Origin of the sequence: Alloyangia pacifica, assembly GCF_900116195.1 — a bacterium.
Taxonomy (GTDB): Bacteria; Pseudomonadota; Alphaproteobacteria; order Rhodobacterales; family Rhodobacteraceae; genus Salipiger; species Salipiger pacificus.
The window spans coordinates 107739-132871 of sequence record NZ_FOZW01000013.1; the positions used below are offsets into that span (position 1 = coordinate 107739).

Annotated in this window: 25 protein-coding genes; 9 read left to right on the plus strand and 16 right to left on the minus strand. The window is 66.4% G+C overall.

The window, feature by feature from the left end:
* Positions 1 to 2: 2 nt before the first annotated feature.
* The 8 genes from BM397_RS23145 to BM397_RS23180 form a co-directional block, all read right to left on the minus strand.
* Positions 3 to 1163, minus strand: coding sequence for an acyl-CoA dehydrogenase family protein (locus tag BM397_RS23145; protein ID WP_092429037.1), 1161 nt, complete (start codon positions 1161 to 1163; stop codon positions 3 to 5).
* An 80-nt stretch (positions 1164 to 1243) separates the two neighbouring features.
* The gene (locus BM397_RS23150; RefSeq protein ID WP_092429035.1) at positions 1244 to 2056 is read right to left on the minus strand and encodes an ABC transporter permease; all 813 of its coding nucleotides are present in this window, start codon (positions 2054 to 2056) and stop codon (positions 1244 to 1246) included.
* Positions 2053 to 2862: an ABC transporter permease gene (locus tag BM397_RS23155; RefSeq protein ID WP_092429033.1), complete on the minus strand. Its 810-nt coding sequence runs from the start codon at positions 2860 to 2862 to the stop codon at positions 2053 to 2055. Before BM397_RS23155 ends, BM397_RS23150 begins: the two co-directional genes overlap by 4 nt.
* A gap of 55 nt (positions 2863 to 2917) precedes the next feature.
* Positions 2918 to 4030: an ABC transporter substrate-binding protein gene (locus BM397_RS23160; RefSeq protein WP_092429031.1), complete on the minus strand. Its 1113-nt coding sequence runs from the start codon at positions 4028 to 4030 to the stop codon at positions 2918 to 2920.
* A gap of 110 nt (positions 4031 to 4140) precedes the next feature.
* Positions 4141 to 5109 (minus strand): ABC transporter ATP-binding protein, encoded by a 969-nt coding sequence (locus BM397_RS23165; RefSeq protein WP_245696191.1) that lies wholly within the window; start codon positions 5107 to 5109, stop codon positions 4141 to 4143.
* Positions 5110 to 5275: 166 nt separating this feature from the next.
* Entirely contained in the window at positions 5276 to 6220 is a 945-nt protein-coding gene (locus BM397_RS23170; RefSeq protein ID WP_092429028.1) for a LysR substrate-binding domain-containing protein, read from the minus strand.
* Positions 6221 to 6294: 74 nt separating this feature from the next.
* On the minus strand, positions 6295 to 7041 hold the full coding sequence (locus BM397_RS23175) for a class II aldolase/adducin family protein (protein ID WP_092429026.1): 747 nt from the start codon (positions 7039 to 7041) through the stop codon (positions 6295 to 6297).
* Entirely contained in the window at positions 7038 to 8177 is a 1140-nt protein-coding gene (locus tag BM397_RS23180) for a TauD/TfdA family dioxygenase (protein WP_092429024.1), read from the minus strand. Before BM397_RS23180 ends, BM397_RS23175 begins: the two co-directional genes overlap by 4 nt.
* A 117-nt stretch (positions 8178 to 8294) precedes the next feature.
* Here BM397_RS23180 and BM397_RS23185 point away from each other — a divergent pair, with 117 nt between their 5' ends.
* Positions 8295 to 9209: a LysR substrate-binding domain-containing protein gene (locus tag BM397_RS23185; RefSeq protein WP_092429022.1), complete on the plus strand. Its 915-nt coding sequence runs from the start codon at positions 8295 to 8297 to the stop codon at positions 9207 to 9209.
* Here the strand turns inward: BM397_RS23185 and BM397_RS23190 are convergent.
* Positions 9206 to 9967, minus strand: a complete 762-nt coding sequence (locus BM397_RS23190; protein WP_092429020.1) for an ABC transporter permease — start codon at positions 9965 to 9967, stop codon at positions 9206 to 9208. The two genes, BM397_RS23185 and BM397_RS23190, sit on opposite strands and share 4 nt — an antisense overlap.
* Positions 9964 to 10896, minus strand: coding sequence for an ABC transporter ATP-binding protein (locus tag BM397_RS23195; RefSeq protein WP_092429018.1), 933 nt, complete (start codon positions 10894 to 10896; stop codon positions 9964 to 9966). Before BM397_RS23195 ends, BM397_RS23190 begins: the two co-directional genes overlap by 4 nt.
* 242 nt (positions 10897 to 11138) lie before the next feature.
* Between BM397_RS23195 and BM397_RS23200 the strand changes: the two genes are divergently transcribed.
* The gene (locus tag BM397_RS23200; RefSeq protein ID WP_092429016.1) at positions 11139 to 12143 is read left to right on the plus strand and encodes a DMT family transporter; all 1005 of its coding nucleotides are present in this window, start codon (positions 11139 to 11141) and stop codon (positions 12141 to 12143) included.
* 7 nt (positions 12144 to 12150) lie between these two features.
* Here BM397_RS23200 and hemE read toward each other — a convergent pair whose 3' ends face one another.
* Positions 12151 to 13188, minus strand: a complete 1038-nt coding sequence (gene hemE, locus BM397_RS23205) for a uroporphyrinogen decarboxylase (RefSeq protein ID WP_092429014.1) — start codon at positions 13186 to 13188, stop codon at positions 12151 to 12153.
* Positions 13189 to 13297: 109 nt separating this feature from the next.
* Between hemE and hemC the strand changes: the two genes are divergently transcribed.
* Positions 13298 to 14269, plus strand: a complete 972-nt coding sequence (gene hemC, locus BM397_RS23210) for a hydroxymethylbilane synthase (RefSeq protein WP_092429012.1) — start codon at positions 13298 to 13300, stop codon at positions 14267 to 14269.
* A 226-nt stretch (positions 14270 to 14495) separates the two neighbouring features.
* Here hemC and BM397_RS23215 read toward each other — a convergent pair whose 3' ends face one another.
* Positions 14496 to 15008, minus strand: coding sequence for a DUF6446 family protein (locus BM397_RS23215; RefSeq protein ID WP_092429010.1), 513 nt, complete (start codon positions 15006 to 15008; stop codon positions 14496 to 14498).
* Positions 15005 to 15952: a glycine--tRNA ligase subunit alpha gene (locus BM397_RS23220; RefSeq protein WP_092429229.1), complete on the minus strand. Its 948-nt coding sequence runs from the start codon at positions 15950 to 15952 to the stop codon at positions 15005 to 15007. Before BM397_RS23220 ends, BM397_RS23215 begins: the two co-directional genes overlap by 4 nt.
* A 222-nt stretch (positions 15953 to 16174) precedes the next feature.
* On the opposite strand from BM397_RS23220, the gene BM397_RS23225 reads away from it, so the two are divergent.
* Entirely contained in the window at positions 16175 to 18016 is a 1842-nt protein-coding gene (locus BM397_RS23225) for a serine protease (protein ID WP_092429008.1), read from the plus strand.
* 261 nt (positions 18017 to 18277) lie between these two features.
* Here BM397_RS23225 and BM397_RS23230 read toward each other — a convergent pair whose 3' ends face one another.
* Together BM397_RS23230 and BM397_RS23235 are read right to left on the minus strand one after the other, a co-directional pair.
* Positions 18278 to 18673: an ester cyclase gene (locus BM397_RS23230; RefSeq protein ID WP_245696190.1), complete on the minus strand. Its 396-nt coding sequence runs from the start codon at positions 18671 to 18673 to the stop codon at positions 18278 to 18280.
* 206 nt (positions 18674 to 18879) lie between these two features.
* Positions 18880 to 20169 (minus strand): PQQ-dependent sugar dehydrogenase, encoded by a 1290-nt coding sequence (locus BM397_RS23235; RefSeq protein WP_092429227.1) that lies wholly within the window; start codon positions 20167 to 20169, stop codon positions 18880 to 18882.
* Between the two features lie 185 nt (positions 20170 to 20354).
* On the opposite strand from BM397_RS23235, the gene dctP reads away from it, so the two are divergent.
* From dctP to BM397_RS29400, 5 genes are all read left to right on the plus strand, one after another.
* Complete coding sequence (gene dctP / locus BM397_RS23240) at positions 20355 to 21368, plus strand: TRAP transporter substrate-binding protein DctP (protein ID WP_092429004.1); 1014 nt, start codon at positions 20355 to 20357, stop codon at positions 21366 to 21368.
* 9 nt (positions 21369 to 21377) lie between these two features.
* Entirely contained in the window at positions 21378 to 21896 is a 519-nt protein-coding gene (locus BM397_RS23245; RefSeq protein ID WP_245696189.1) for a TRAP transporter small permease, read from the plus strand.
* A 29-nt stretch (positions 21897 to 21925) separates the two neighbouring features.
* Positions 21926 to 23215, plus strand: coding sequence for a TRAP transporter large permease (locus BM397_RS23250; RefSeq protein ID WP_092429002.1), 1290 nt, complete (start codon positions 21926 to 21928; stop codon positions 23213 to 23215).
* A gap of 16 nt (positions 23216 to 23231) precedes the next feature.
* Positions 23232 to 23606 carry an OsmC family protein gene (locus tag BM397_RS23255; RefSeq protein WP_092429000.1) on the plus strand — a complete coding sequence of 125 codons (375 nt, stop codon included), beginning with the start codon at positions 23232 to 23234 and terminating at the stop codon, positions 23604 to 23606.
* Positions 23607 to 23692: 86 nt separating this feature from the next.
* Positions 23693 to 23857, plus strand: coding sequence for a hypothetical protein (locus BM397_RS29400; protein ID WP_176806812.1), 165 nt, complete (start codon positions 23693 to 23695; stop codon positions 23855 to 23857).
* 111 nt (positions 23858 to 23968) lie between these two features.
* On the opposite strand, the gene ilvC is transcribed toward BM397_RS29400, so the two are convergent.
* Positions 23969 to 24991 carry a ketol-acid reductoisomerase gene (gene ilvC, locus BM397_RS23260; protein WP_092428998.1) on the minus strand — a complete coding sequence of 341 codons (1023 nt, stop codon included), beginning with the start codon at positions 24989 to 24991 and terminating at the stop codon, positions 23969 to 23971.
* Between the last annotated feature and the right edge of the window lie 142 nt (positions 24992 to 25133).

Here is a 25133-nt window from a genome sequence, read left to right on the forward strand (position 1 = left end):
GGTCAGGCTCCCAGCGGCCGGAAGATTTCCCGGCTGATGATGTGACGCTGGATCTCGGAGGTGCCGTCCCAGATCCGTTCGACGCGGGCATCCCGCCAGAAGCGTTCGATCGGCAGCTCGTCCATCAGTCCCATGCCACCGTGGATCTGCAGTGCGGCGTCAGTGACGCGGGCCAGCATTTCCGAGGCATAGACCTTGGCCGAGGCGATTTCGCGGTTTGCTGGCAGGCCCTGATCGAGGCGCCATGCCGACGACAGCGTCAACATGTCTGCGGCGTCGATCTCGGTGATCATGTCGGCGATCTGGAAGCTGACGCCCTGGAACTTGCCGATCGGCTGGCCGAACTGCTTGCGTTCGGCGGCGTATTGCACGGCGTGGTCGAACACCCGGCGGGCGCGGCCCACCGACATGGTCGCAACTGTGATGCGCGTGGCGTAGAGCCATTCGTTCATCACCTCGAAGCCGCCGTCGACCTCGCCCAGCACCTGCGCGTCGGGCAGGCGGCAGTTGTCGAAGTAGAGGATGCAGTTCTTGTAGCCGCGGTGCGAGACCGAATTGTAGCCGTTCGCCACCTCGAAGCCGGGGGTGTCGCGGTCGACGAGGAAGCAGGTGATGCGCTTCTTGGGGCCGCGCGGGGTCTCGTCGACGCCGGTGGCGACGAAGACGATGAAGAAGTCCGCGTGATCGGCGCCGGAGATGAAGTGCTTGGAGCCGTTGATCACCCAGTCACCGCCGTCACGGGTGGCGGTGCATTTCATGCCCCGCACGTCCGAGCCCGCGTCGGGCTCGGTCATCGCCAGCGCGTCCATGCGCTCGCCGCGCACGGCAGGCATCAGGTAGCGGTCCACCTGTTCGCCCTCGCAGGCCATCAGGATGTTCTGCGGGCGGCCAAAGAAGTGGGTCAGAGCCATCGAGCCGCGGCCCAGCTCGCGCTCGACCAGCGCGAATTCCAGATGCGACAGGCCCGGCCCGCCGACGCTCTCGGGGAAGTTTGAGGCGTAGAAGCCGAGATCGAGGCACTTTTGCTTGATCTCCTGTGCCACCTCGGCAGGCACCTCGCCGCTGCGCTCGACCGCGGCCTCATGCGGGTAGATCTCGTTTTCGACGAAGCTCCGGACGGTGGAGACGATCATCTCCTGTTCTTCGGTCAGTCCAAAATGCATGTCGGACCCTCTTTTTCTGTCGTTGGGTTGGTCTGGGGTTTTGCGGGGTCTTCCGCGCCACCGGGGCGCGGAAGGCGGGATCAGCGGGCGGCGCGTTCCTTGCGCATCAGCAGCAGGGCACGGGCGATCACCAACAGGCTCACCACGAGGATCAGCAGCACCGAGAGCGCGGCGATCGAGGGGTCGACGTTGTCACGCAGACCCATCCACATGCGGCGGGGCAGGGTGATGGTCTCGACCGAGGTGACAAAGAGCGTCACGCCGATTTCGTCCCAGCTGAGCAGGAAGCACAGGAAGAACGCGCCCAAGAGGCCGAAGCGGATGTTGGGCAGGATCACCCCGAAGATACGGGTTGGAACACTGGCGCCCATGGATTGCGCGGCCAGGTCCATGCGCCGGTCGATCTGGCTCAGCGAGACCATGACGACGACCACGGCGTAGGGCACGATCATCACCATGTGGGCGAGGATCACGCCGCCGAGGCTGTCGTAGGCGATCAGGCTGTTCCACTCCGACAGCTTCTTGAGGAAGAAGTAGAGTGTCAGCGACGAGACCACGGGCGGCGCCACCATGGGCAGCAGCACGAAGCCGGTCATCAGCCCGGAGAAGCGCGGACGCAGCATCCAGATGCCGATGCAGAAGGCGGTGGCCAGCGCCACGGCCAGCAGGCTGGCGATCACGCCGACCTGCACCGAGGTCAGGAAGCTGCTCAGCCACTCGGGGTCTTCCCAGAGCGCCTGGTAGTGGCGCAGCGAGTATTTGCCGTCGGGCAGGCTAAGGTACCGGCGCGAGGTGAAGCTCACCGGCACCACCGCGATCAGCGGCATCAGCAGGAAGAGCGCGACCAGCGCGGTCAGCAGCGTGGCGAGGCGGCCGGGGTGCAGCTTTGTCATTTCGCCATCTCCCCGTAGCGGCGCATGAGCAGCACCAGGATGCCGCCCACCGCGAGCATCAGGATCACGCTCATCGCGGCGGCCATGCCCCATTGCGGGATCTGGAAGATCCAGAGGTAGATCAGCTCGGCGATCAGCACCGACTGCCCGCCGCCCAGCAGCGCGGGGGTGACGAAGAAGCCGACCGAGAAGACGAAGACCAGCAGGGTCGCGCCCATGATGCCGCTCGCGGTCATCGGCAGGAACACCTGCCAGAAGATGCGCATCCGAGAGGCGCCCATGCCGTCTGCGGCGGTCAGCACCCGCTCGTCGACGTTGCGCATGGCCGTGGCCAGCGGGAAGACCGCGAAGGGAATGAGGTAGTGAGACATGCCGATGATCACGGCGAACTCGTTGCGCGTCAGCTGCAGCGAGGTCTCGATCAGCCCGAGGTCCTTGAGCCAGGTGTTCAGCAGGCCGCGGTTCGACAGCATCGACATCCAGCCGAAGGCACGGCTGAGGACGGAGATCCAGAAGGGGATCATGATGCACAGCTCGGTCAGGCTACGCACCAGCGGGCGACCGCGGACCCACAGGAGGGTGATGATATAGGCGGCTGCGACCGAGACGGCGGTGACGATCACGCAGATCCGCAGGGTGCGCCAGATCACGCTGAGGGTCAGCGGGTCCGACAGCACGTGGCTGTATTGGCCGAGCCCCGGCTCGGGGTCGGTGAAGCTGAGCTGCATGATCCCGAGGAAAGGCAGCAGGTAGCTGCCTCCCAGGAACAGCAGCACGGGGCATATCAGGAAGAGATAGGCGCGCATGGAGGCTCCTTGGCGCCGCCCCGCGACAGGGCACGGGGCGGCGGGGGTGACGGGATCAGGCGGAGATGATCTGCAGGTAGGCGTCGAGCGCCGTGCTGTAGTTCTTCTCGTACCAGTCCATGTCGAGCGCGGTCTGCTTTGGCAGGTTCTCGGGGTCCATCGGGTTGAACTTGCGCTCCTCCTGGGGGATCAGCGCGTCTGCCGCCGGGTTGCTCGGACCGTTGCCGAGCATCTGGAACAGCACCACCTGGCGCTCGGGCTCCTGCGTTGCCGCGATGTAGCGCATCGCCGCCTCGGTGCCGCCGGGGTTGCCCTTGACCACGGCGATGCCACCCGGGCCGATGATGCCGTCGTCCCAGGTGAAGGTGATCTCGCCCTCGGTGTCCTTGTGCAGCAGGCTCGCGCGGGTGTTCCAGATCAGCGCCATGGATACGTCGCCGTTGAGGAGCAGCGACTGGCTTTCCGCACCGCCGCCCCAGAAGGCACCGATGTGCTCCTTGAAGCCCTCGATCTTCTTGTGCGCGCGGTCGAGATCCAGCGGGTAGAGGTCCTCGGGCGCCACGCCATCGGCGAGCAGCGCCGCCTCCCACATGCCCGCGCCCCATTTGTACATGGCGCGCTTGCCGGGGAACTTCTCGGCGTCGAAGAAATCGGCCAGCGAGGTCGGCGGCGTGTCGAACTGCGTGGCGTCATAGGCGATGACGTAGGAGTAGAAGTAGCAGGACGACGAGTACTCCCACTGGAAGCCCTCACGCTGCTTGGCCGGATCGACGATGTCGTAGTCGATGGGTTCGATCATGCCCTGACGGCCGAGCGCCTGCGCCGAGAAGGGTTCGGCATCGACGAGGTCCCAGGTCGGATTGCCACCCTTGGCCTGCGCGATGATCGCGCCCTCGGTCGGGCCGGAGCCGTCGTAGAGCACCTTGATGCCGGTCTCGGCGGTGAAGGGCTTTCCGAAGGCCTCGTCCATGGCGTCGAGCGCATCGCCGCCCCAGTTGACGAAGACCAGCTTGCCGGTCTCGGCATGCGCGCCGCGCGCGCCAAGGCCGATGGCCGTGGTGCCCATCAGCGCCCCGAGACCCTGCAGCATCTGGCGGCGCGAGATCTGCCCCCTGGCCTGACGTTCCTTGAGGATTTCGACGCAATCGTTCTGGAAATGGCTGTTCATTTACTCACCTGTCGTTTCGTTTTTGATGGGGTCTGGGGTTTTGGAGGCAGAGTTGCCCCGCCCGGCGCGCGCGGCGCGCCGGATCACAAGGCGGGGCAGGGTGGGAGGGCTCAGACGGCGAAGCTGTCCTGCACGTCCCAGGCGACCCGGAGCTCGGCTCCGGTCTGCGGCGCGGCGGGGCCGGCACCGTTGTCGAGGTAGAGCATCAGCTCCTCGCCGGCCTGCGTTTCCAGCAGCAGGCGGGACTTCGAGCCCAGGTAGACCCGGTCGCGCAGCCGCACCGGCAGCTGGTTGGCGTCGCCCTCGGCGGCGAGCCGCATATGCTCGGGGCGGACGGCAAGGTGGCCGAGACCGACGGCATTGACCGGCAGCTGGATCGGGGTTCCGGCGACGCCGGATGTGCCGTCGAGGGTCAGGATGTTGATGTCGCCGAGGAACTCGGCGGTAAAGCGGTTGGCGGGCCGCTCGTAGACCTCGTCGGGCGTGCCGACCTGCTGCAGCGCGCCGTGGTTGAAGATGGCGATGCGCGACGAGAGCGCCAGCGCCTCTTCCTGATCGTGGGTGACGAAGACGAAGGTGGTGCCGAGCTCGCGGTGCAGGCGGCGCAGTTCCTCCTGCATCTGTCCGCGCAGGTTCTTGTCCAGCGCCGAGAAGGGCTCGTCGAGCAGCAGCACCTTGGGCTCATAGGCCAGCGCCCGGGCCAGCGCCACGCGTTGCTGCTGGCCGCCCGAGAGCGCCTTTGGCTTCTTGTTCTCATGTCCCGACAGGCCGACCATCTCGACCATCTGTGCCACCCGATCGGCGATCTGCGCCTTGGAGCGTTTCTGCACCTTCAGTGGGAAAGCGATGTTCTCTGCCACCGTCAGGTGCGGAAACAGCGCGTAGCCCTGGAAAACCATGCCGAAACCGCGCTGGTTCGCGGTCCAGCCCGTCATGTCCTGCCCTTCGAGAAACAGCTGTCCCGAGGTGGTGTTTTCATACCCTCCGAGCAGCGTCAGGAAGGTGGTCTTGCCCGAGCCCGAAGGCCCCAGCAATGAGAGGAATTCGCCTTCGGCGATTTCCAGGGAAATGTCGCGCAAGGCGTGGAATTTCCCGAACTTTTTTCCGACCGAACGTGCTTCGATCTGCGTTGTGTTTGCCACAATCGCCTCGCTTTTCATTCCTGTCCGTTATGCGACAAACCTAGGGAGGCACGAACATGGATCGCAAATGAAACTTATTGCGCCTCGTGACAAACGAAATTTGTCACGAGGCGCGCTTGCGGCGAAACCTGCTCAATTCAAGTCGTCTTTTCAGCCAGTTAGAGAATTCAACCACGATCTGGTTCTCGAGGTTTTCTTCCGGCGTGCAAAGAAAATACCCCGTGTCAGCGTGCAAAGATGGTGAAAAAGGTCGCATCAGCCGGCCTTCGCGCAGTTCCTCGCGCCAAAGGACCGTATCGCCGATCGCGATTCCCTGGCCCGACAGAACCGCGGTGTGAACGATGTTCATGTCCGAATAGCAGATGCCCCGGTGGGCATTCTCCGGCGGCAGGCCGGAGAGCTGCATCCAGTTTTCCCAGTCGGTGAAGTCGTTCATGTGCAGCAAGGTCGCGGCCTTGAGGATCCCCAGATCGTTGAAGCTCTTGAACTGGCTCAGGTAGGCGGGGCTGCAGAGCGGGGTGAATTCGACCGACATCAGCGGCTCGATCAGCAGGTGCGCGCGCGGCTCCTGCCCGAAGGTGATGAAAATGTCGACCTCGGGGTTGTTGGTGTCCGCAAGGTTGTGGGTGCTGATCACGTTGAGCACCACCTCGGGGTTCTCGGCGAGGAAATCGCCGATGTGCAGGCACAGCCATGCCGAGGCGAAGCCCGGCGGTGCGCTCACTGTCAGCCGCCCGGTCAGCCCGTGCTGCGACACGCGGGCGGTCGATGTGGCGATCATGCTCAGCGCGCGGCGCACGTCCTCGGCATAGGCGCGGGCGCGCGGGGTGATCTCGGTGCGATTGCCGTTGCGCTCGAGGATCTTGAAGCCGAGATCGGTCTCCAGAAGGCGCAGCTGGTGGCTCACCGCGCTGCGGGTGACATTCAACTCCGCCGCCGCCCGCCAGAGCGCACCATTGCGCTCGACGCTTTCGATGGCGCGCAGCGCCTGAATGGAAGGGAAACGTTTGATGGCGGGCCTCGTCTGCTGGAATGGCTGCCGCTGCATAGCGCAGCCCGCGCCGCCGGACGAGACCTGCGATGCGCACGGGGCCACCCATGGCGGCCCCGCGCGGAAGAAGATCAGAGCGTGGGCAGTTGCGACTTCAGGAAGTCGAAGTGCCGGGCGGCCATGCCACGATAGGCGCGCCAGCCGTCGGCGGTGTTCTGCGCCACCGCGTCCGACAGCACCGAGAGCTTTTCGCCGCTTGAGCGCGCGAGGATCAGCGTCTGGGCGGCCTTCTCGAAGAAGTAAAGGTCCTCGTAGGCGTCGGCCACGGTCTCGCCGACCACGGTGACCCCGTGGTTGCCCATCACCAGCACCGACTTGTCGCCCAGCGAGTCCGCCAGCCGCTCACCCTCTTCCTCGGCATCGGCGATGCCGCCGAAATCGAGGTCATAGGCGGTGCGCCCGTAGAAGCGCGCGGTGTTGTTGTCGATCGGTACGACCGTGGGATCGGCAAGGCAGGAAAGCGCCGTGGCATAGGGCGAATGGCAATGCAGGATTACCTTCGCCTCGGGCTTCTTGCGGTGCAGCGTGCCATGCACGCACCAGGCCGAGGCGTCAGGCGCATCCGGGCCGTCCAGCACCGTCTCGTCACCGCTGTCGAGCAGCAGCAGGTCCTCGGGCCGGATCGTCGCGAAGTGCTGCCAGCGCGGGTTGAGCAGGAAGCGGGCACCATCCTCGGAGACGGCGGCACTGAAGTGGTTGCCGACGGACTCGCTCCAGCCCATCTGGTGGCAGATGCGGAAAGCCGCCGCGAGGTCCTGCCGCAGGGCGGCAGGATCGGTCGCGGTCTCCGGCAGGCTGTGCAGGGATGCGGCGCTCATTTCTTGAACCGCCCCTCGCTGACCAGCGCGCGGTAGGTCGAGCGCATCTCGGCCCGGTCGGTGTAGCAGCCGCGTAGGTAGCGATCGCCGCTCTCCGCGGTATAGGCGGCGCGGCCATGCACGATGCGGTGATTGTCGAAGACCATGCATTCACCGGCCTTCATCAGGAAGGTCATCATGTATTTCTCTTCCTGCAGCATCTTCCCGAAGCGGCAGAAGGCCGGGTACCAGCTGTCCAGCAGCTCCTGGTCCAGATCGGAGATGTCCAGCATGTGCTGGCTGATGGTCAGGCCGGACACCTCGCCATGCTGGTCCAGCTCGATGATCGTCTGGCGCGAGCGCATGTCGTAGGTGTCATGCTCGCAGAAGAACGGCACGGGCACTTCCGAGAGCACCTTGAACCCCTCGGGATCGCGGAGCCGGAAATCGTTGGCCACGGCGACGCCATCGGCGTAGAGGCTGTAGCCCCCCTCGACGGTGTTGGCCCGGCAATGCAGGAACTGGACGCCCGGCGCGTGCTCTTCGGCGGGGGTGTCGGTGTGCAGTTCCAACGCCGACGCGGTGTAGGCGGTATTTGTCGGGTTGATGTGGGTCTTCACGTCAAAGTAGTCGCCGAAGAAGGTCGGGCGGACCTGACCGATCATCTCGGCGGTTTCGGTGATCCCCGCGTCGCTGTTCGGCATGTCGGTGAGGATGACGAAACCTTCGACCAGCATGGCCTCGATCCATTTTGCCCGCAGCGCGGGGTCGGCCAGCAACTCGGGTTGGCTGAAGCGCGGCACGTCGGGGTAGTGGTCGCCATACCATGCCTTGCGCGGCAGATCCGCCGGGTCGGGACGGCGCGCAGGGGTCTTGTAGGCCTCGAGCCAGTCCAGCGGGAAGCGGGTGACGTGTTCCTCGCCGGCCCAGGTGATCTCCAGCGCATCGCCGACGACCTCGGCGGTCTGCGCGCGCGGGGCGGCGTCGAGATGGAAGATGTCGAAGCTGCGCTCGCGCGTGTTGGCGTTGAACGAGCTGGGGCAATTGTCGCGAAGCCAGAAGTAATTGAAGTAATGGCTGGCGCCGTCCGAGAGGGCAATCTCGAGGCCCTTGTCTTTCAGGGCCGGGGTGGCGATCGGAGAGGTCATCACGTTCATCATATTTTCCAGTGTGTTGAGCGCGTATTTTGGGAGTTGCTGAAACAAGCATCCCACGGGTTTTCTTTCCGCGACAGCCGGATTAGCGTGATGATAACTTAAGCCAAGGGTTATGAAATGGATCGCCTGCCTCCGCTCCGCCTGCTGACCACCTTCGAGGCGGTTTCGCGCCATGGCTCGATGCAGCTTGCCGCCGCGCGGCTCAACGTGACGCAACCGGCGGTCAGCCAGGCGTTGAAGTCGCTGGAAGAGCACGTGGGCGCGCCGCTGGTCGATCGGGCCACGCGTCCGGCGCAGCTGACCGAGGCGGGCGAACTTCTGGCGCGGGCGGTGCGCGACGGGCTCGGGCAGATCTCCGCCGCGCTCGAGGACATCCGCGCGCTCAGCGGGCAGGAGGGCAACCAGGTCACCGTCTCCTGCACGCTCGGCATGGCGACCTACTGGCTGATGCCGCGCCTGCCGGAGTTCTATGCCCGCCACCCCGAGATCACCGTGAACGTGCAGGCCCCGGCGACGGACCTGCCGCATCTCGCGCCGGGGATCGACGTCGCGGTGCGCTACGGCACCGGCGGCTGGCGCGAGGGGCGAACGCTGAAGCTCTTCGACGAGCGGGTCTGCCCGGTGGCGGCCCCGGCGCTGCTCGAGCGGCTGGAGGCCGAAGGCATAGGCCTCGGCAGCGCGCCGCTGATCCATGTGCGCAGCCCGCACAACCAGCATTGGGCCGGTTGGGAGGACTACCTGCGTGTCCGCGGCGTCACGCGCGGGCGGCTCTCGGGGCAGACCTTCAACAACTACGTGCAGGCAGCGCAGGCGGTGCTCGACGGGCGCGGCGTGATGCTGGGCTGGCGCTCGATCGCCAGCGGCGCGGTGCGCGAGGGCGCGCTGCGCATGTGGCCGGGTGGCGAGGTGGATCTCGGCACCTCCTATTTCGCTACCGCCGCCATGCCGCTGTCGCAGAGCGCGCAGGTGTTCCTCGACTGGATCGTCGCGGCGGCGGGCGAGGGTGAAGGCGCGGCTGCGGGCAGCGCCTAGCTGCGCAGCCGCCAGCCGGTGCGGAAGATCCACCAGATCACCGCGAGGCAGAGCGCGGTGAAGCCGGCGATCGCCAGCAGGCTCAGCCCGACCGGCACGTCGGCCATGCCGAAGAAGGCCCAGCGGAAGCCCGAGATCAGGTAGACCACCGGGTTGAACAGGGTGATCGTCTGCCACACGGGCGGCAGCATGGAGATCGAATAGAAGCTGCCTCCGAGGAAGATCAGCGGCGTCACCACCAGCAGCGGCACCAGCTGCAATTGCTCGAAGTTGCCCGCCCAGATGCCGATGATGAACCCCAGCAGCGCGAAGCTGACGCAGGTCAGGACCAGGAAGGCAACCATCGCCACGGGGTGCTCCACGTGCAGATCGACGAAAAGCGTCGCCGTGCCGAGGATCACCACGCCGATGAACAGCGCCTTGGTGGCCGCCGCGCCGACGTAGCCGATGACGATCTCGAGGAAGTTCACCGGGGCCGAGAGTAACTCGTAGATCGTGCCGATGAACTTCGGGAAGTAGATGCCGAAGCTGGCGTTGGCGATGGCCTGGGTGATCACCGAGAGCATCACCAGCCCCGGCACGATGAAGGCGCCGTAGCTGACGCCCTCGACCTCGTCGATGCGCGAGCCGATGGCGGCGCCGAAGACCACGAAGTAGAGCGAGGTCGAGATCACCGGCGACAGGAAACTCTGCATCAGCGTGCGGAAGAAGCGGCTCATCTCGTAGTGGTAGATGGCCCAGATGCCGCGGAGGTTCATGCCGCCTCCTCCTCGCTATGCACCATGTTGACGAAGATCTCCTCAAGCGAGCTTTGCCGGGTGGCGACGTCTCGCACGGCGATGCCCTCGGTGGCGAGATCTGCCATCAGCCGGGCAATGCCGCTGCGCTCGGCGGTGCTGTCGTAGCTGTGCACCAGCATCTGGCCGCCGTCCTGCAACTCGAGCCCGCGGCCCTCCAGCGACGGGGGCAGGGCATCCAGCGGGGCATCGAGCGAGATCCGCAGCTCCTTTCGGCCGAGCCGGGTCATCAGGCTCTGCTTGTCCTCGACCAGCAGGATGCGGCCGCGGTTGATTACCCCGATGCGGTCGGCAATGGCCTCGGCCTCCTCGATGTAATGGGTGGTGAGGATGATCGTCGTGCCGCGTGCCTTGAGGTCCGCCACGATCTCCCACATGTCGCGGCGCAGTTCTACGTCGACCCCGGCTGTGGGCTCGTCGAGGAACAGCACCTTCGGCTCGTGCGCCAGCGCCTTGGCGATCAGCACCCGGCGCTTCATCCCGCCCGAGAGCGCGCGGATCGGCGTGTCACGCTTGTCCCAAAGCGACAGCCGGCGCAGCACGTCCTCGATCTTGGCGTCGTCGCGCTTCAGCCCGAAGAGGCCGCGCGAGAAGCGCACGGTGTTGAGCACCTTCTCGAAGGGTTCGAGGTTGATCTCCTGCGGCACCAGACCGACGAGGCGGCGGGTCTCACGGTAGTCGGTGATCACGTCGTGCCCGCCGACGCGTATGTGTCCGCCGGTGGGGGTGACCAGCCCGCAGATGATCGAGATCAGCGTCGTCTTGCCCGCGCCATTGGGGCCGAGCAGCGCAAGGATCTCGCCCTGTTCGATGTTGAGATCGACGCCCTTCAGGGCCTCGAAACTGCCGTCGTATTTCTTGGCGACCTGCGCCACTTCGACCATGGACATGCCCGGTCCTCCCGTTTCCGTGAGCGCAAACCTAGGCCCGCGGGCGCAAAGCGCAACGTGCGAAGGGGCAGGGAGCGCTGTGCGCGGTCCGCCTCTTGCCAGTTTCCGGCAGGAGCAAGCTGGCGTGGTCGGTCAACAGGGCGGACAAATCTCTTCGAAGAGATTTGCAACGTCCTTCGAAGGACGTTGGGTGCGGGTGTTTGCATATGGCGCTTGTCTTCGGGCCGGGCTAGAGCCGGGGCATGACACTCGCCGCATCTGCCACCAGCCTTCACCGTCCCGGCCTCGGAATCGCGCTGATCTGCGCGGGGGTTGCGGGAATCTCGATCAACGACATGCTGATCAAGCTGCTCTCGGGTGGCTACCCGCTGCACCAGATTGTCGCCACGCGCGCGGCGGTGGGGCTGTGCATCATCCTTGTCATGCTCAAGCTCGAGGGCGGCTGGAAACTGCTGCGCAGCGACACGCCCTGGCTGCATCTCGCGCGCGGGGTGCTGGTGGTGCTGGCGAACATGACCTTCTACGCCTCGGTGGCGATCATGCCGCTGGGACAGGCGACGGCGCTGTTCTTCGTGGCGCCGCTGTTCATCACGCTGCTCTCGGTGCCCATGCTCGGCGAGCGCGTGGGGCCGTGGCGGCTCGGGGCGGTCTTTGTCGGCTTTCTGGGCGTGGTGGTGATGCAGCAGCCCTGGGCGGAGACGCCGGAGGGGGTCGCGGGCGCGCGGCTGGCGTTGCTGCTTCCGGTGGTCTCGGCGCTGCTCTATGCGCTGCTACAGGTGCTGACGCGCAAGCTTGGGGTGACCACGCGCGCCTCGGCACTGGCAGTGCACCTGCAGCTGATGTTCCTCGTGGTCTCGGCGGGATTCTACCTCGTCGCGGGCGACGGGCGCTACATGGACAGCTTCGACAGCGAGGCGGCGCGCTTCCTGCTCCGCCCCTGGGTGCTTCCCAGCGCGAGCGACGCCATGGTCTTCCTGCTGCTCGGCTGCATTTCGGGCTTCGTCGGCTACGCGCTCAGCGCCTCCTACCGGATGGCCGACGCGGCGGTGATCGCGCCCTTCGAATATGTCGGGCTGCCGCTGGCGATCTTCTGGGGCTGGGCGATCTTCGGCGAGTGGCCGATCCCCGCCACCTGGATCGGCTGCGCGCTGATCGTCGGGGCGGGGCTGGTGGTCTTCCTGCGCGAGCGGGCGCGGTCTCGGCCGCAGCCGGGACGGCGGCGCGGCAGCACCGCCGTCAGGCGCTAGGTTTGGTTCAGGCGGTGACCGTGCTGCGCACGGTGTCGATCATCAGCTGAACGTTCTCGGGGTCGGCGTCGGGGGTGATGCCGTGCCCGAGGTTGAAGATATGCGGCCCCTTCGAGAAGGCCTTCACCACCCGCTGCGTCTCACGCACCAAAGCGTCGCCGCCGGTGACCATGTGCGACGAGGCAAGGTTGCCCTGCACGCAGCCCGAGACCTGCACGTGCTCGGCCGCCCATTCGGGCGTCACGCTGTCATCGACCGCGACGCAATCGGCACCGGTGGCCGCGTGGAACCCGATATAGTTCTCGCCCGCCTGGCGCGGGAAGGCGATAACCGGCAGGCCGGGGAAGCGTGCCTTCATTTCCTGGGTGATGATGCGGGCGGGCTCGAGCGCGTACTTGCGGAAATCGTCGCCCTCGAGCGAGCCGGCCCAGCTGTCGAAGATTTTCACCACCTCGGCCCCGGCCTCGACCTGCTTGGTGAGATACTCGATGGTGCCCTGCGTCAGCACGTCGAGAATGCCCTCGAAGAGTTTGCGGTTCTCGGCCTTCAGCGCATGTGCCGGGCCCTGGTCCTTGGTGCCGCGCCCGGCGATCATGTAGGTCGCCACGGTCCAGGGCGCCCCGGCGAAACCGATCAGCGTGGTCTCGGACGGGAGCTCGCGCGAGAGGATCTTCACCGTCTCGTAGACCGGGCCCAGCGTGTCGTGAATCGCCGCGACCGGCTTCAGCGCGGCAAGGTCGGCGTCGGTCTGGATGGTCGAGAGCCGCGGGCCCTCGCCGGTGACGAACCACAGGTCGAGCCCCAGCGCCTGCGGCAGCAGCAGGATGTCGGCAAAGAGGATCGCCGCGTCGAAGCCGTAGCGGCGGATCGGCTGCAGCGTCACCTCGGCGGCGAGCTCGGGGTTGTAGCACAGCGACAGGAAGTCCCCGGCCTGCGCCCGGGTGGCGCGGTACTCGGGCAGGTAGCGCCCGGCCTGGCGCATCATCCAGATCGGCGGGGTGGGCAGGGTCTCGCCGGCCAGCGCGCGCAGGATCGTCTTGGTCATGGGAACCCCCGTCTTTCTTCAGTGTCTTTCAGGTCCGTCGTCTGGGGGCGGCAATATGTCAAAACGGCCCCCATTGCCACAGCTTCTCCCGCGACATAAAGCTCAGGCCATGACAATCGAGACCCCCATCACCCTGCCTTCGCCCGAAGCCCCCCTGAAGATCGGCACCCGCGGCTCGCCGCTGGCGCTGGCGCAGGCGCATGAGACCCGCGACCGGCTGGCCGCGCATTTCGACCTGCCCGCCGAGGCCTTCGAGGTGGTGGTGATCAAGACCACCGGCGACGACCGCGCGATGATCGCCGCGGACCGGCCGCTGAAGGAGATCGGCAACAAGGGGCTGTTCACCCGCGAGATCGAGGAACAGCTTCTGTCGGGCGGCATCGACATCGCGGTGCACTCGATGAAGGACATGCCGACCGAGCAGCCGGAGGGGTTGATCCTCGATTGCTACCTGCCGCGCGAGGACGTGCGCGACTGCTTCATCTCGCCGACGCATTCGGCCATCGCCGAGCTGCCCGAGGGCACGGTGGTCGGCACCTCGTCCCTGCGCCGCCGGGCGCAGTTGCTGAGCCGCCGCCCGGACCTGCAGGTCGTCGAGTTTCGCGGCAACGTGCAGACTCGGCTGAAGAAGCTCGAAGACGGCGTCGCCGCCTGCAGCTTCCTCGCCATGGCCGGGCTCAACCGGATGAACATGGCCGGCGAGCACATGACCCCGATCGCGCCCGAGGACATGCTGCCCGCGATTGCGCAGGGTGCCATCGGCATCGAACGGCGTACCGACGATGCGCGTGTGGCCGAGATGCTGGATGCGATTCACGACCGACCGACGCAGTTCCGGCTGGATGCCGAGCGGTCCTTCCTGCGCACCCTCGACGGCAGCTGCGAGACGCCCATCGCCGGGCTGGCGCTGCTCGAGGGCGAGGAGCTCTGGCTGCGCGGCGAGATCCTGCGCCCCGATGGTAGCGAGGCGCTCTCCGGCGAGCGCCGTGGCCCGATCACCGAGGGCGCGCGCATGGGCGCCGACCTGGCACGCGAGCTGCTGGCCCGGGCGGGCGAGGGGTTCTTCGACTGGAAGGGCTGAGCCGGCCCGGAAGCAAGGCAGATCCGCCGGGCGAGCGGTCGTCCATTGTGGCGCCATCGGTTCAAGCCCGATGGTGAGCGCCGTCCCCGCGGGAGGGCGCTCTTTCAATGTCGCGCAGTGCGCGGACGTCGCCCGGATTTGATTGGCAGAAAGTGCATCGCTCGCATGTGGCAGCGCCCACGCGCGGGACGGCGCTCACCCGGCTCCCGCAGCTCCCAACAGCGCTTTACCTCTCCGGGCAATCCTCGCCGAGCGGCGTGCCGTCATAGGCCTTGTCGCCGCACTCGTTGACCTCTTCCCAGACGTAGCCATGCCCGTCGTCGGTGATGGCGACCACCCGGTCGATGCCGAACTCGATGTTGCGCCGCGAGGTGTAGACATGCGCCGTGCCCGCCTCGATCTGCGCGCCGATCGCCTCTGCATCGAAGCAGCCGAACCACTCGGGCGCATTGCGCGGCTCCGCGCCCTCGTAGCGCTCGAACACCGGGTCGAGCGTGTCCGGACGCTCGGAGGTGGTGAAACAGGCGCGGTATCGGATCGGCGAGGAGGAGGCGTCGATGCCGTCGAAATCCTCGAACGGGATGTCGCGCGGACCGTCGCCGTCGATCGGGGTCAGGACCACGCGCGCCTCGGCCTCGGGCAGAGGCTCGTAGAAGTAATAGACCTGCGCGTAGTAGACGACCGCGCCGAAGATCAGCGCGGCCGCAACGATGAAGATCGCGAGGATCTTGCCGCTCACGCGGCGCTCTCCGCGGCTTCGGCGGTCCAGCCGCCCGCCTCGGTGCTGACGAAGGCATCGGCGCATTTCTTCGCCAGCGTGCGCACCCGGCCGATATAGGCCTGCCGCTCGGTGACCGAGATCACGCCGCGCGCGTCGAGCAGGTTGAACAGGTGGCTGGCCTTGATGCACTGGTCATAGGCCGGGTGGGCCATGACGATGCGCTTGCCGGTCTTGGGATCGTCATGCGCGCGCGACAGGATCGCCTCGCATTCGGCCTCGGCTTCCTCGAAATGGCGCAGCAGCACCTCGGTGTTGGCCACGTCGAAGTTCCAGCGCGAGTATTCTTCCTCGGTCTGGCGGAAGACGTCGCCGTATTTCAGCGCGATGGGCGACTCGGGATCGTTGAACGGCATCTCCATCACGTGGTCGATGCCGAGCACATACATGGCGAGGCGTTCGAGCCCGTAGGTCAGTTCGCCCGAGACCGGGTGGCAGTCATGGCCGCCGACCTGCTGGAAATAGGTGAACTGCGAGACCTCCATGCCGTCGCACCAGACCTCCCAGCCGAGACCCCAGGCGCCCAGCGTCGGGCTTTCCCAGTCGTCCTCGACGAAGCGGATGTCGTGCAGCGCCATGTCGATGCCGATGGCTTCGAGGCTGCCCAGATAGAGCGCCTGCAGGTCCGGCGGGCTCGGTTTGATCAGCACCTGGTACTGGTAGTAGTGCTGCAGCCGGTTGGGGTTCTCGCCGTAGCGCCCGTCGGTGGGGCGGCGCGAGGGCTGCACGTAGGCGGCGGCCCAGGGCTTCGAGCCGAGCGCGCGCAGCGTCGTGGCCGGGTGGAAGGTGCCCGCGCCCACTTCCATGTCGTAGGGCTGCAGCACGGCGCAGCCCTTGGAGGCCCAATAGGTCTGCAGCCGCAGGATGATCTCCTGGAAGCTGCGCGGCTTGCCGGTCTGGGTCATGCCGGTTTCGCTCATGCTGGTCACGCTCATGGCATCCTTCCTTGCGGCGCAGGGCGCGCCCGTCGTCGAATGGTCGGCTGCCTGATTATGCGTGCAACGGTCAAGCGTCAATGCGCCAGCCTGACCATCTTTTGAGATGACGCGAGCGAGGCGTCTGTTACAGACTTCCCGAAGAAAACAAGAGATCGTCAGACGACCCGGGCCCGAGGAGCGAGTGAAGCCATGTTCAGATCCATTCTTTTCGCAGGAGCGACCGCGGCGTTGCTCGCCCATGGCGCAGCAGCGCAGCAGGGCGACTTGGTCTATATCCAGATCGAAGCCCAACCCAGCCTGAACGAGGCGGAGGCGCGACTGCGCGACTACGCGGGCGGGTTGCAGGACGTCAACGGATTCTCGCTTGGCGGTGGCTGGTACGGCATCGCGCTCGGCCCCTATGCGCCCGAGGCAGCGGCGGAGCAGCTGCGCAGCCTGCGTGCGGCGGGCCGCATCCCGCGCGATTCCTACCTTGCCGCCTCCGGCGAATACGGCCGGCAGTTCTGGCCGGTGGGCGCGGGCGTTGCCGGCACCCCCAGCCAGCCGCCGGTGACAAGTGCGCCGCTCGAGTCGGCGCCGGAAGAACAGACCGCCGCTCTGGCGGATGCGCTGGCCGAGGACCTGGCAGAAGCACCGGATGCCGGGGCTCCCGTTGCCACGCCGGACGCACCCGTGGCAGCAGAGCCGGCGCCGGAGCCGGAGATCCCCGAGGAGACCGTGTCGCAGGCGCGGCGCAGCGAGCAGCTGCTGAACGCAGCCGAGCGCCAGCAGCTGCAGGTGGCGCTGCGCTGGTCGGGTCATTACGACAGCGCCATCGACGGGGCCTTCGGCAATGGCACCCGCATGGCCATGGGGGCCTGGCAGCGAGACAACGGCTACCAGGTGACCGGCATCCTCACCACGCGCCAGCGCGCCGACCTTCTGGGCAAGTACAATGCCGTGCTCGAAGGCACCGGCATGCAGGAGGTGACCGACGCCCGCGCCGGCATCGCGATCGAGATGCCCATGGGCGTGCTGGACTTCGACCGCCACGAGGCGCCCTTTGCCATCTACAGCGGCAACGGCGAGCTTGAGGGCGCGCAGGCGCTGCTGATCAGCCAGCCCGGCGACCGCAAGGCGCTTGGCGGGCTCTACGAGATCCTTCAGACGCTGGCGGTCGTGCCGGTCAACGGCGCGCGCAGCCTGCGCCGCGACGGCTTCACTCTCACCGGCAGCAATGCCAGCATCACCAGCCACACCGAGGTGCAGCTGCGGGACGGGCAGATCAAGGGCTGGACGCTGGTCTGGCCGGCGGGTGACGAAGCCCGCTTCGAGCGCGTCGTGAACATGATGAAGACCAGCTTCCGGGCGACCGCAGGCGTGCTCGACCCGGCCTCGGTGAGCGATGACGGCCAGTCTCTGGACCTTGTCTCCGGCCTGCCGATCCGCAAGCCGCGTGAAACCGTGGCGGGGTTCTTCGTGGATGGGCGCGGCACGGTGCTGACCACCGCCGAGGCTGTGGCTGGCTGCAGCCGGCTCACCCTCGACGGCAGTTACGACGCGCAGCTCCTGCAGAGCGACGCGGATCTGGGCGTGGCGCTGCTGCGTCCCACGGCGGCGCTGGCACCGCGCGGCGTGGCGCGGCTGCGCACCGACATGCCGCGTCTCAACTCCGAGGTCGCGGTCGCGGGCTTCCCCTATGGCGGCGTGCTGAGTGCGCCGACGCTGACCTTCGGCGCGCTGGCCGACAGTCAGGGGCTGGGCGGCGAGGAAACACTGGCGCGGCTTGAGGTCGAGACCACGCCGGGCGACGCGGGCGGGCCGGTGCTCGACACGGGCGGCGCGGTGGTCGGCGTGCTGATGCCGCGCGATGCCGGGGCGAAACAGCTGCCCGAAGACGTGGCCTTTGCCACCGACGCCTCGGCGCTGCTCGCCTTCCTGCAGGGGGCCGGGATCTCCGGCAATGCCTCGCAGGGCGAGGGCGTCATGGCGCCGGAGGATCTCACGGCGGCGGCGCGCGACATGACCGTGGCGGTCAACTGCTGGGAGTGATCCGCGGGTCAACGCGGGGGAGCGGTCTGGACGACGGCCCTCCCGCGGATATTCCTACGTCCTAGGCAACGCCCGTCCAGGCGTCAGGTGCCTGCCTTCCGCACCCGACATGAATGGCATCCGGCGCGGTTCGGGACCAATCGGGGGGAGGCTGAGCCAGCCGGCAGCACACCGCTCGGAGGTCGCGCAAACGGGGCCGTCGGGCCGGCTGTCCTCTTGGTTTTCAGCAGGTCTGGCTGCCTGAGACGCGCCTGACCCGGATCAGAGCTGAGCGGCTATGGCGGCCTTGTCGATCACCGACCAGACGTTCAGGATCCTGCGGTCCCGGACCTCGTAAAAGACGTTCTCGGTGAAGCGGACCCGCCTGCCATTGACCGGAAGGCCGAAAAGCATCCCCTTCGGCGTGCAGTCAAAGGCGAGGCTGCTGGCGATGAGAGGCGGATCGCATGCAACGCGCGACACGTTGAAGGAAAGATCGGGGATCGCATCGAAATCGCCGATCAGCATGTCACGGTATCCGCGCAGGCCGACGAGGTCGCCGTTATAGGTGACCTCCTCTGCGACATGGCGGTGCAAGCTAGACCAGTCTTGAGCGTTCAGGCAGGCGATATAGGCGGAATAGGCCTCGACGGTGTCCTCGCGCGTCATATGGGGCATCTCGATGAGTCCTCTAGGTTCTGCCGGTTGACGCGGCACGGTGCGCGCAGCCGGAGGTCTTGTTTGACCTGACCGGACGCGGTGGTTTGGCCGATGTGCCGCAAGCGCCCTGCCATCGGAAGCGTCTGTCTCTTGGCCTCGCAGGGCGTATTGCGAAGGGCCGCGCTGCGCGCGGCTACCCGGGTCACTGATCTGACATCTCGACGTCAGGCCGCGGTCACTCGCCAGATGATATCGCCCACGTCGTCCGCCATCAGCAGCGACTTTCCGTCCGGCCCGATGCAGACCCCGACCGGGCGTCCGTAGGAGACGCTCTCGTCCTCGGCGAGGAAGCCTGAGAGGATATCGCGCGAGGGCCCCGAGGGCTTGCCGTTCTCGAAGGGCACGAAGACCAGCTTGTAGCCGCTCAGGGTCGAGCGGTTCCACGAGCCGTGCTGGCCGATCACCATGCCGTCCGGGAAGCCGGGCAGGGTGCCTTCGGGCATCCAGCACAGGCCCAGCGAGGCGGTGTGCCCGCCAAGCGCGTAATCGGGCTGGATCGCACGCGAAACCAGCGCCGCGTCCTGCGGCACGCGGTCGTCGACGATCTGCCCCCAGTAGCAATAGGGCCAGCCGTAGAAGCCGCCGTCCTGCACCGAGGTGAGGTAATCCGGCGGGGTCTCGTCGCCGAGCCCGTCACGTTCGTTGACCACGGTCCAGAGCGCACCGGTGGTGGGCTCCCAGGCCATGCCCACGGGGTTGCGCAGGCCGGAAGCGAAGACGCGGGCCTTTTCTGTTTCCAGATCGAGTTCCCAGATCGCGGCGCGGCCTTCCTCGACCTCCATGCCCTCGTCGGCGATGTTGCTCAGCGAGCCGACGCCGGCATAGATCTTCGTGCGATCGGGCGAGACCAGAAGGCTGCGGGTCCAGTGGCCGTCGGGCTTGAAATCTACCAGCTTGCGGCCCTCGCCGGTCAGCCGGGTCGCGCCGTCCTCGTAGGGGAAGGCGACAATGCCGTCGGTGTTGCCGATGTAGAAGGTGCCGTTCACCAGCGCCATGCCGAAGGGCTGGTTCTGCTTTTCGATGAAGACCTCGCGACGCTCGGCGACGCCGTCGCCGTCCTCGTCGCGCCAGAGGGTGATGCGGTTGGCGCTGGTGCCGAGCGCGCGCGCGCGCCGCATGGTGGCCTGTGCGGCCTTGTCGAAGAGCGTCTTCGGCGGCCGCCCCTGCTGCATCGCCTCGGCGACCAGAACATCCCCGTTCGGCAGCACCTCGATCCAGCGCGGGTGCTGGAGCTCAGAAGCGAAGGCATTGACCTTCAGCCCCGGCGCGGCCTTGGGCGTCTGGCCGGGCTCCCAGCCCTTGGCCGTTGGCATCTTCAGGGTCATGATCCCCTGCTTCTTGGCCTCGGGTATGCTAGGATTTGCACCGAACGCCTGAGTGCCCGGTGCGTTGACGCGCCGAAGTAGAACCATTGTGCCGCCGACGATCGCGGTCACGCGTGCCAGAAAATCCATTTCCGCCCCCATGTCGAGTTTCCGGGACGCTAGCGCAACCGGACCGACGGGCAAAGGGGTGCCGCGGCGTTTGCGCGCACCCGCAACTGGTGAATGCGCCCTGAGGTCAACCGCTTCCCCCCATTGAACGCAGTGAGATTTCAATTAACGAGCGGCCCCGCAATCGGCCGAGAGGAGAGACCCCAATGACCATCCGCATCCGCACCGCGCTGCTGGGCGCCGCCCTCGCAGGCTCCGCCGCGACCGCCTCGATGGCCGAGGACTGGCGGCTCAATAACTTCCTGCCCGAGACCCGGCCGGAAACCGCACAGATCGAGCAGTTCGCCGAGGATGTGAACGCGGCTCTCGACGGCAAGGATTTCAAGCTGACCGTCTACAGCGGCGGCTCGCTGGGGTTGAAGAACACCGATCTGCTGCGCGTGCTGCCGCGCGGCGCGGTGGAGATGAGCCTGATGTGGTCGAACTACCTCGGCCGCGACGCGCCGGCGCTGTCCTCGGTCTTCGTGCAGGGCGCGATCAGCACCGTCGACGAGCTGAAGGCGGTGCTGCCGGTGGCGCAGGAAATCTACGAAGAGGAATACACCGACTGGGGCGTGACCACCGTCGGCTTCGTGGCGATCCCGACGCTCTCGGTTTCGGTCTTCTGCCGCGACGAGCCGATCCGCACGCTCGAGGACCTGAAGGACGTCAAGCTGCGGGTCTGGGCGCGCGAGCAGGTCGAGACCTTCACCAAGCTCGGTGTCGCGGCGCAGATCATCCCGCAGGAAGAGACCTACGTGGCGCTGAAGACCGGCGTGGTGGATTGCGCGCTCTACCCGGCGCTCTACGCCAGCACGATCTCGCTGCAGGAGGTGACGGATTATGCCTCCTTCCTCTACCCGATGGCCTCGGCGCCCTACACGCTGGGCGTCGCCACCGAAACCTGGGAGGCCACTGACCCCGAGATCCAGACGGCGATCACCACGGCGGCGGATGCTCTCTGGGAGCGCACCAACCAGTACGACAAGGACGCCGAGGCCGAGATGGCCGCACGAGAGAAACTGGGCGAGATGGGTGTGATATGGGGCGAGGACTTCCCCGAGGCCGACCGTGCGCAGTTCATGGAGGCCGTGTCGGAGACCTGGGCGATGCTCGCTGAGGAAGCAGGCGGCAACGCCATGGACTACCGCGCCCGCGTGCTCGAAGCGCTCGGCCGCTGATCCACGGCGATGGGGGCGCTGAAACACATGCTGGCGCGGGGGCTGGAGCTTCTTGCCCTCGCCATGGCGCTGCTGGCGGCACTGGCCATGGTGGGGATCGTCGGGATCATCACCACCAGCGTCGTCATGCGGCGGTTCTTCAACTCGCCGGTCCATATCACCGAGGACATGGTGGGGCTGATGCTGAGCGCCATGCTCTTTCTCGCCCTTCCGCTGGTGACCCTGCGGGCCGAGCATGTGCGGGTCTCGATCGTCGCCGATGCCCTGCAGAGCCGCATCCCGCACCTGCTGCGCATCGCGGCGATGTTGGTGGGCGTGCTCTTCTTCGGCTGGATCCTCTTGGAGTCGGTCCCCTGGTTCGAGTTCGCCTGGAAGCGCACTCTCAAGTCCGAGACCGCCCGGCTGCTGCTCTACCCGTGGATGGCCGCGCTGCCGCTGTCTGTTGGTGTGACCTGGGTAATTTTCGCCGGGCGCCTGCTCGGACTGCTGGCGCCCGAACGGCCGCACGCGCCGGAGGACTTGCAGTGACCCCGACCTCCGCAAAGGACAGGTAATCCATGTTCTGGACCACGCTGATCGGCGTCATGGTGTTCTGCGCCTCGACCGGCGTCGCGCTCGGCGCGGCGCTCGGCCTCACCGGGCTGGTGCTGCTGCATGTCTACTCCAACGGCGCGACCTCGCTGGCGGTGGATGCGATCTGGAGCGTCTTCAACTCCTTCACCCTCAGCGCGGTGCCGCTGTTCATCCTGCTGGGGGAAATCCTGCTGCACAGCGGCGTGAGCAACCGCGCCTATTCAGCCTTCGCGCCGCTCTTCCGCCGCGTTCCCGGCGGGCTGCTGCACACCAATATCGCTGTCTGTACGCTCTTCGGCGCGGTCAGCGGCTCGAGCATGTCGACCGCCGCCGCGGTGGGCTCGGTCGCCTATCCCGAGATGGTCCGGCGCGGCTATGATAAGGACGTCATCGTCGGAAGCCTGGCGGGCGGCGGCACGCTGGGGCTGCTGATCCCGCCGAGCCTGTCGTTCCTGATCTACGGCGCGCTCACCGAGACCTCGATCGGGCGGCTCTTCATGGCGGGGATCCTGCCGGGGCTGATGATCGGGCTGATGTTCATGGGCTACATCCTCGTGAAAGCACTGCGTCATCCGCAGATTGCCCCGCGCGACGAGAGCGGCCTGCCGCTGCGAGACATCCTGCGCGGCTTCAGCCAGGTCTGGCCGCTGCTGATCCTGATCGTCGCGGTGATCGGCAGCATCATCGGTGGCATCGCCACGCCCACCGAGGCGGCGGGCCTCGGCGTGGTGCTGGCGGCGGTGATCTCCTTCCTTTGGGGCGATCTGACCCTCCGCAAGCTGCTGAATGCGATCTTCCACTCGACGCTGCTTTTCGCCGCGATCGGCTTCGTGGTGCTGGGCGCGACGATCCTCGCGCAGTCGGTGAGCATCCTCGGCATTCCGCAGCAGATCCTGAACGCCGTCGCATCGAGCGGGCTGGGACAGTACAGCATCCTGCTGATCGTCGTGCTGATCTACCTCGTGCTCGGCTGCTTCTTCGACGGGCTGTCGCTGATGATCATGACGCTGCCGGTGGTCTTCCCGCTGCTCACCGGGCTGGGCTATGATCCGGTCTGGGTCGGCGTTCTGATCACCATCGTCATCGAGATCGGACAGGTGACGCCACCGGTGGGGCTCAATCTTTCGGTTCTGTCGAGCCTGACCAAGAACGAGATCAGCCTGGGCCGCGTGGCAACGGCGACAGTGCCCTACTGGCTGATCCATCTCTTCGCGCTGGGGGTGCTGACCGCCTTCCCGGTCATCGCTCTCTGGCTGCCCAACCTGTTGTTCTGAGGAAAGGTTTTTCCATATGGCCCTGAAACTCCGCCCCAAGCGCTTCGGCCCGGTCTCGGTGCTCTTCGACCCCGAGGGCCCTGTGCGCTTTGTCTCGGGAGAAGGCGGCGAGCCGCTGCCGCATCCGCCCTACGACAAGCCGGTGCTGACGCTCATGGCTTCGGTAGCGCATTGCCTCGTGGAATCGCTGCGCATCGTCGCCAAGCGCGACGCCGTGACGCTGCCGGCCTATGCGATCACCGTGACCGCCGAGAAGTCGCTCGATGCGCCGGGGAGGATCGAGTCCATGGTTTGCCGCATCGAGGGCGATCTTGACGGCGAGATGGTGCGCGAGGCCAAGTCCATGTGCACGGTCAGCAACACGCTGAACTGCAAGATCACCCTCGAGTGAGAGCGCCATGCCCCGCGCGCCGCTTGTGAAGCCGCGCCGGATGGGGCATGTGACGGCATCTTCGTGGCAGCGGAAAGGATCGTGTCATGGACTACAGCAAGATGGGCGGTGGACGCCCGGGCTCGAACAAGCCGAAATTCAAGGCCGAGGACATCAAGCGCGACGGCAAGGCCGGCACCGGCGGCAAGGCCAGCAAGGAAGAGCTTCTGGCGCGCATGAAGGCGCAGAACGAGGCGAAGAAGAAGGACTGAGGCGTTTGCCTGCCGGGAGCAAGGCCGAAGGCCGCCGGGCGCAGGACACCTAGCCTCAAAAGAAAAAGGCGCGGGATTTCCCGCGCCTTTCGTCTGTTCGGGAAATCCCGATCAGTTCTTGGCCTTGTCGACCATCTTGCCGGCCGAGATCCAGGGCATCATGCCGCGCAGCTTGGCGCCGGTGGCTTCGATCTCGTGCTCGTCGTTGGCACGGCGCGAGGCCTTGAGGGTCGGCTGACCCACGGCGTTCTCGAGCATGAAGTCGCGGACGAACTTGCCCTGCTGGATGTCGGTGAGGACTTCCTTCATCGCCTTCTTGGTCTGCTCGTAGGGCAGGATGCGCGGGCCGGTGACGTACTGGCCATACTCGGCGGTGTTGGAGATCGAGTAGTCCATGTTGGCGATGCCGCCTTCATAGATCAGGTCAACGATCAGCTTCACTTCGTGCAGGCACTCGAAGTAGGCCATTTCCGGCGCGTAGCCGGCTTCCACCAGCGTCTCGAAGCCGCAACGGATCAGCTCGACGAGGCCGCCGCAGAGAACGGCCTGCTCGCCGAAGAGGTCGGTTTCGCACTCTTCGCGGAAGTTGGTCTCGATGATGCCCGAACGGCCGCCACCGATGGCCGAGCAGTAGGACAGGCCGATTTCCAGCGCCTTGCCCGATGCGTCGTTGTGAACCGCCACGAGGCAGGGCACGCCGCCGCCCTTGGTGTATTCGCCGCGCACGGTGTGGCCCGGGCCCTTCGGTGCCATCATGATGACGTCGACGCCGGCTTTCGGCTCGATCAGGCCGAAGTGCACGTTCAGGCCGTGGGCGAAGGCGATGGCGGAGCCTTCCTTCAGGTTGTCATGCACGTACTTCTTGTAGGTTTCGGCCTGAAGTTCGTCGGGCATGGTGAACATGATCAGGTCGCACCAGGCCGCCGCTTCCGCGATGCCCATGACCTGCAGGCCTTCGGCTTCGGCTTTCTTGGCCGAGGGCGAGCCTTCGCGCAGGGCGACGACGAGGTTCTTGGCACCCGAGTCGCGCAGGTTCAGCGCATGGGCGTGGCCCTGGGAGCCGTAGCCCAGGATGGCCACTTTCTTGTCCTTGATCAGGTTGATGTCGCAATCACGATCATAATAGACGCGCATGGGTCTTTTCCTTCCTTGGTGCAGCCTTGCTGCGGGTCTTGGTGCGGGCGGTTTGTTGCGCCGCTTGGTTATGAGGCGCAATTTACGTACCCATTGGTGATGGGGGTTGCGTATTTCTTGAATAATTCGCGAAAAGATGAAA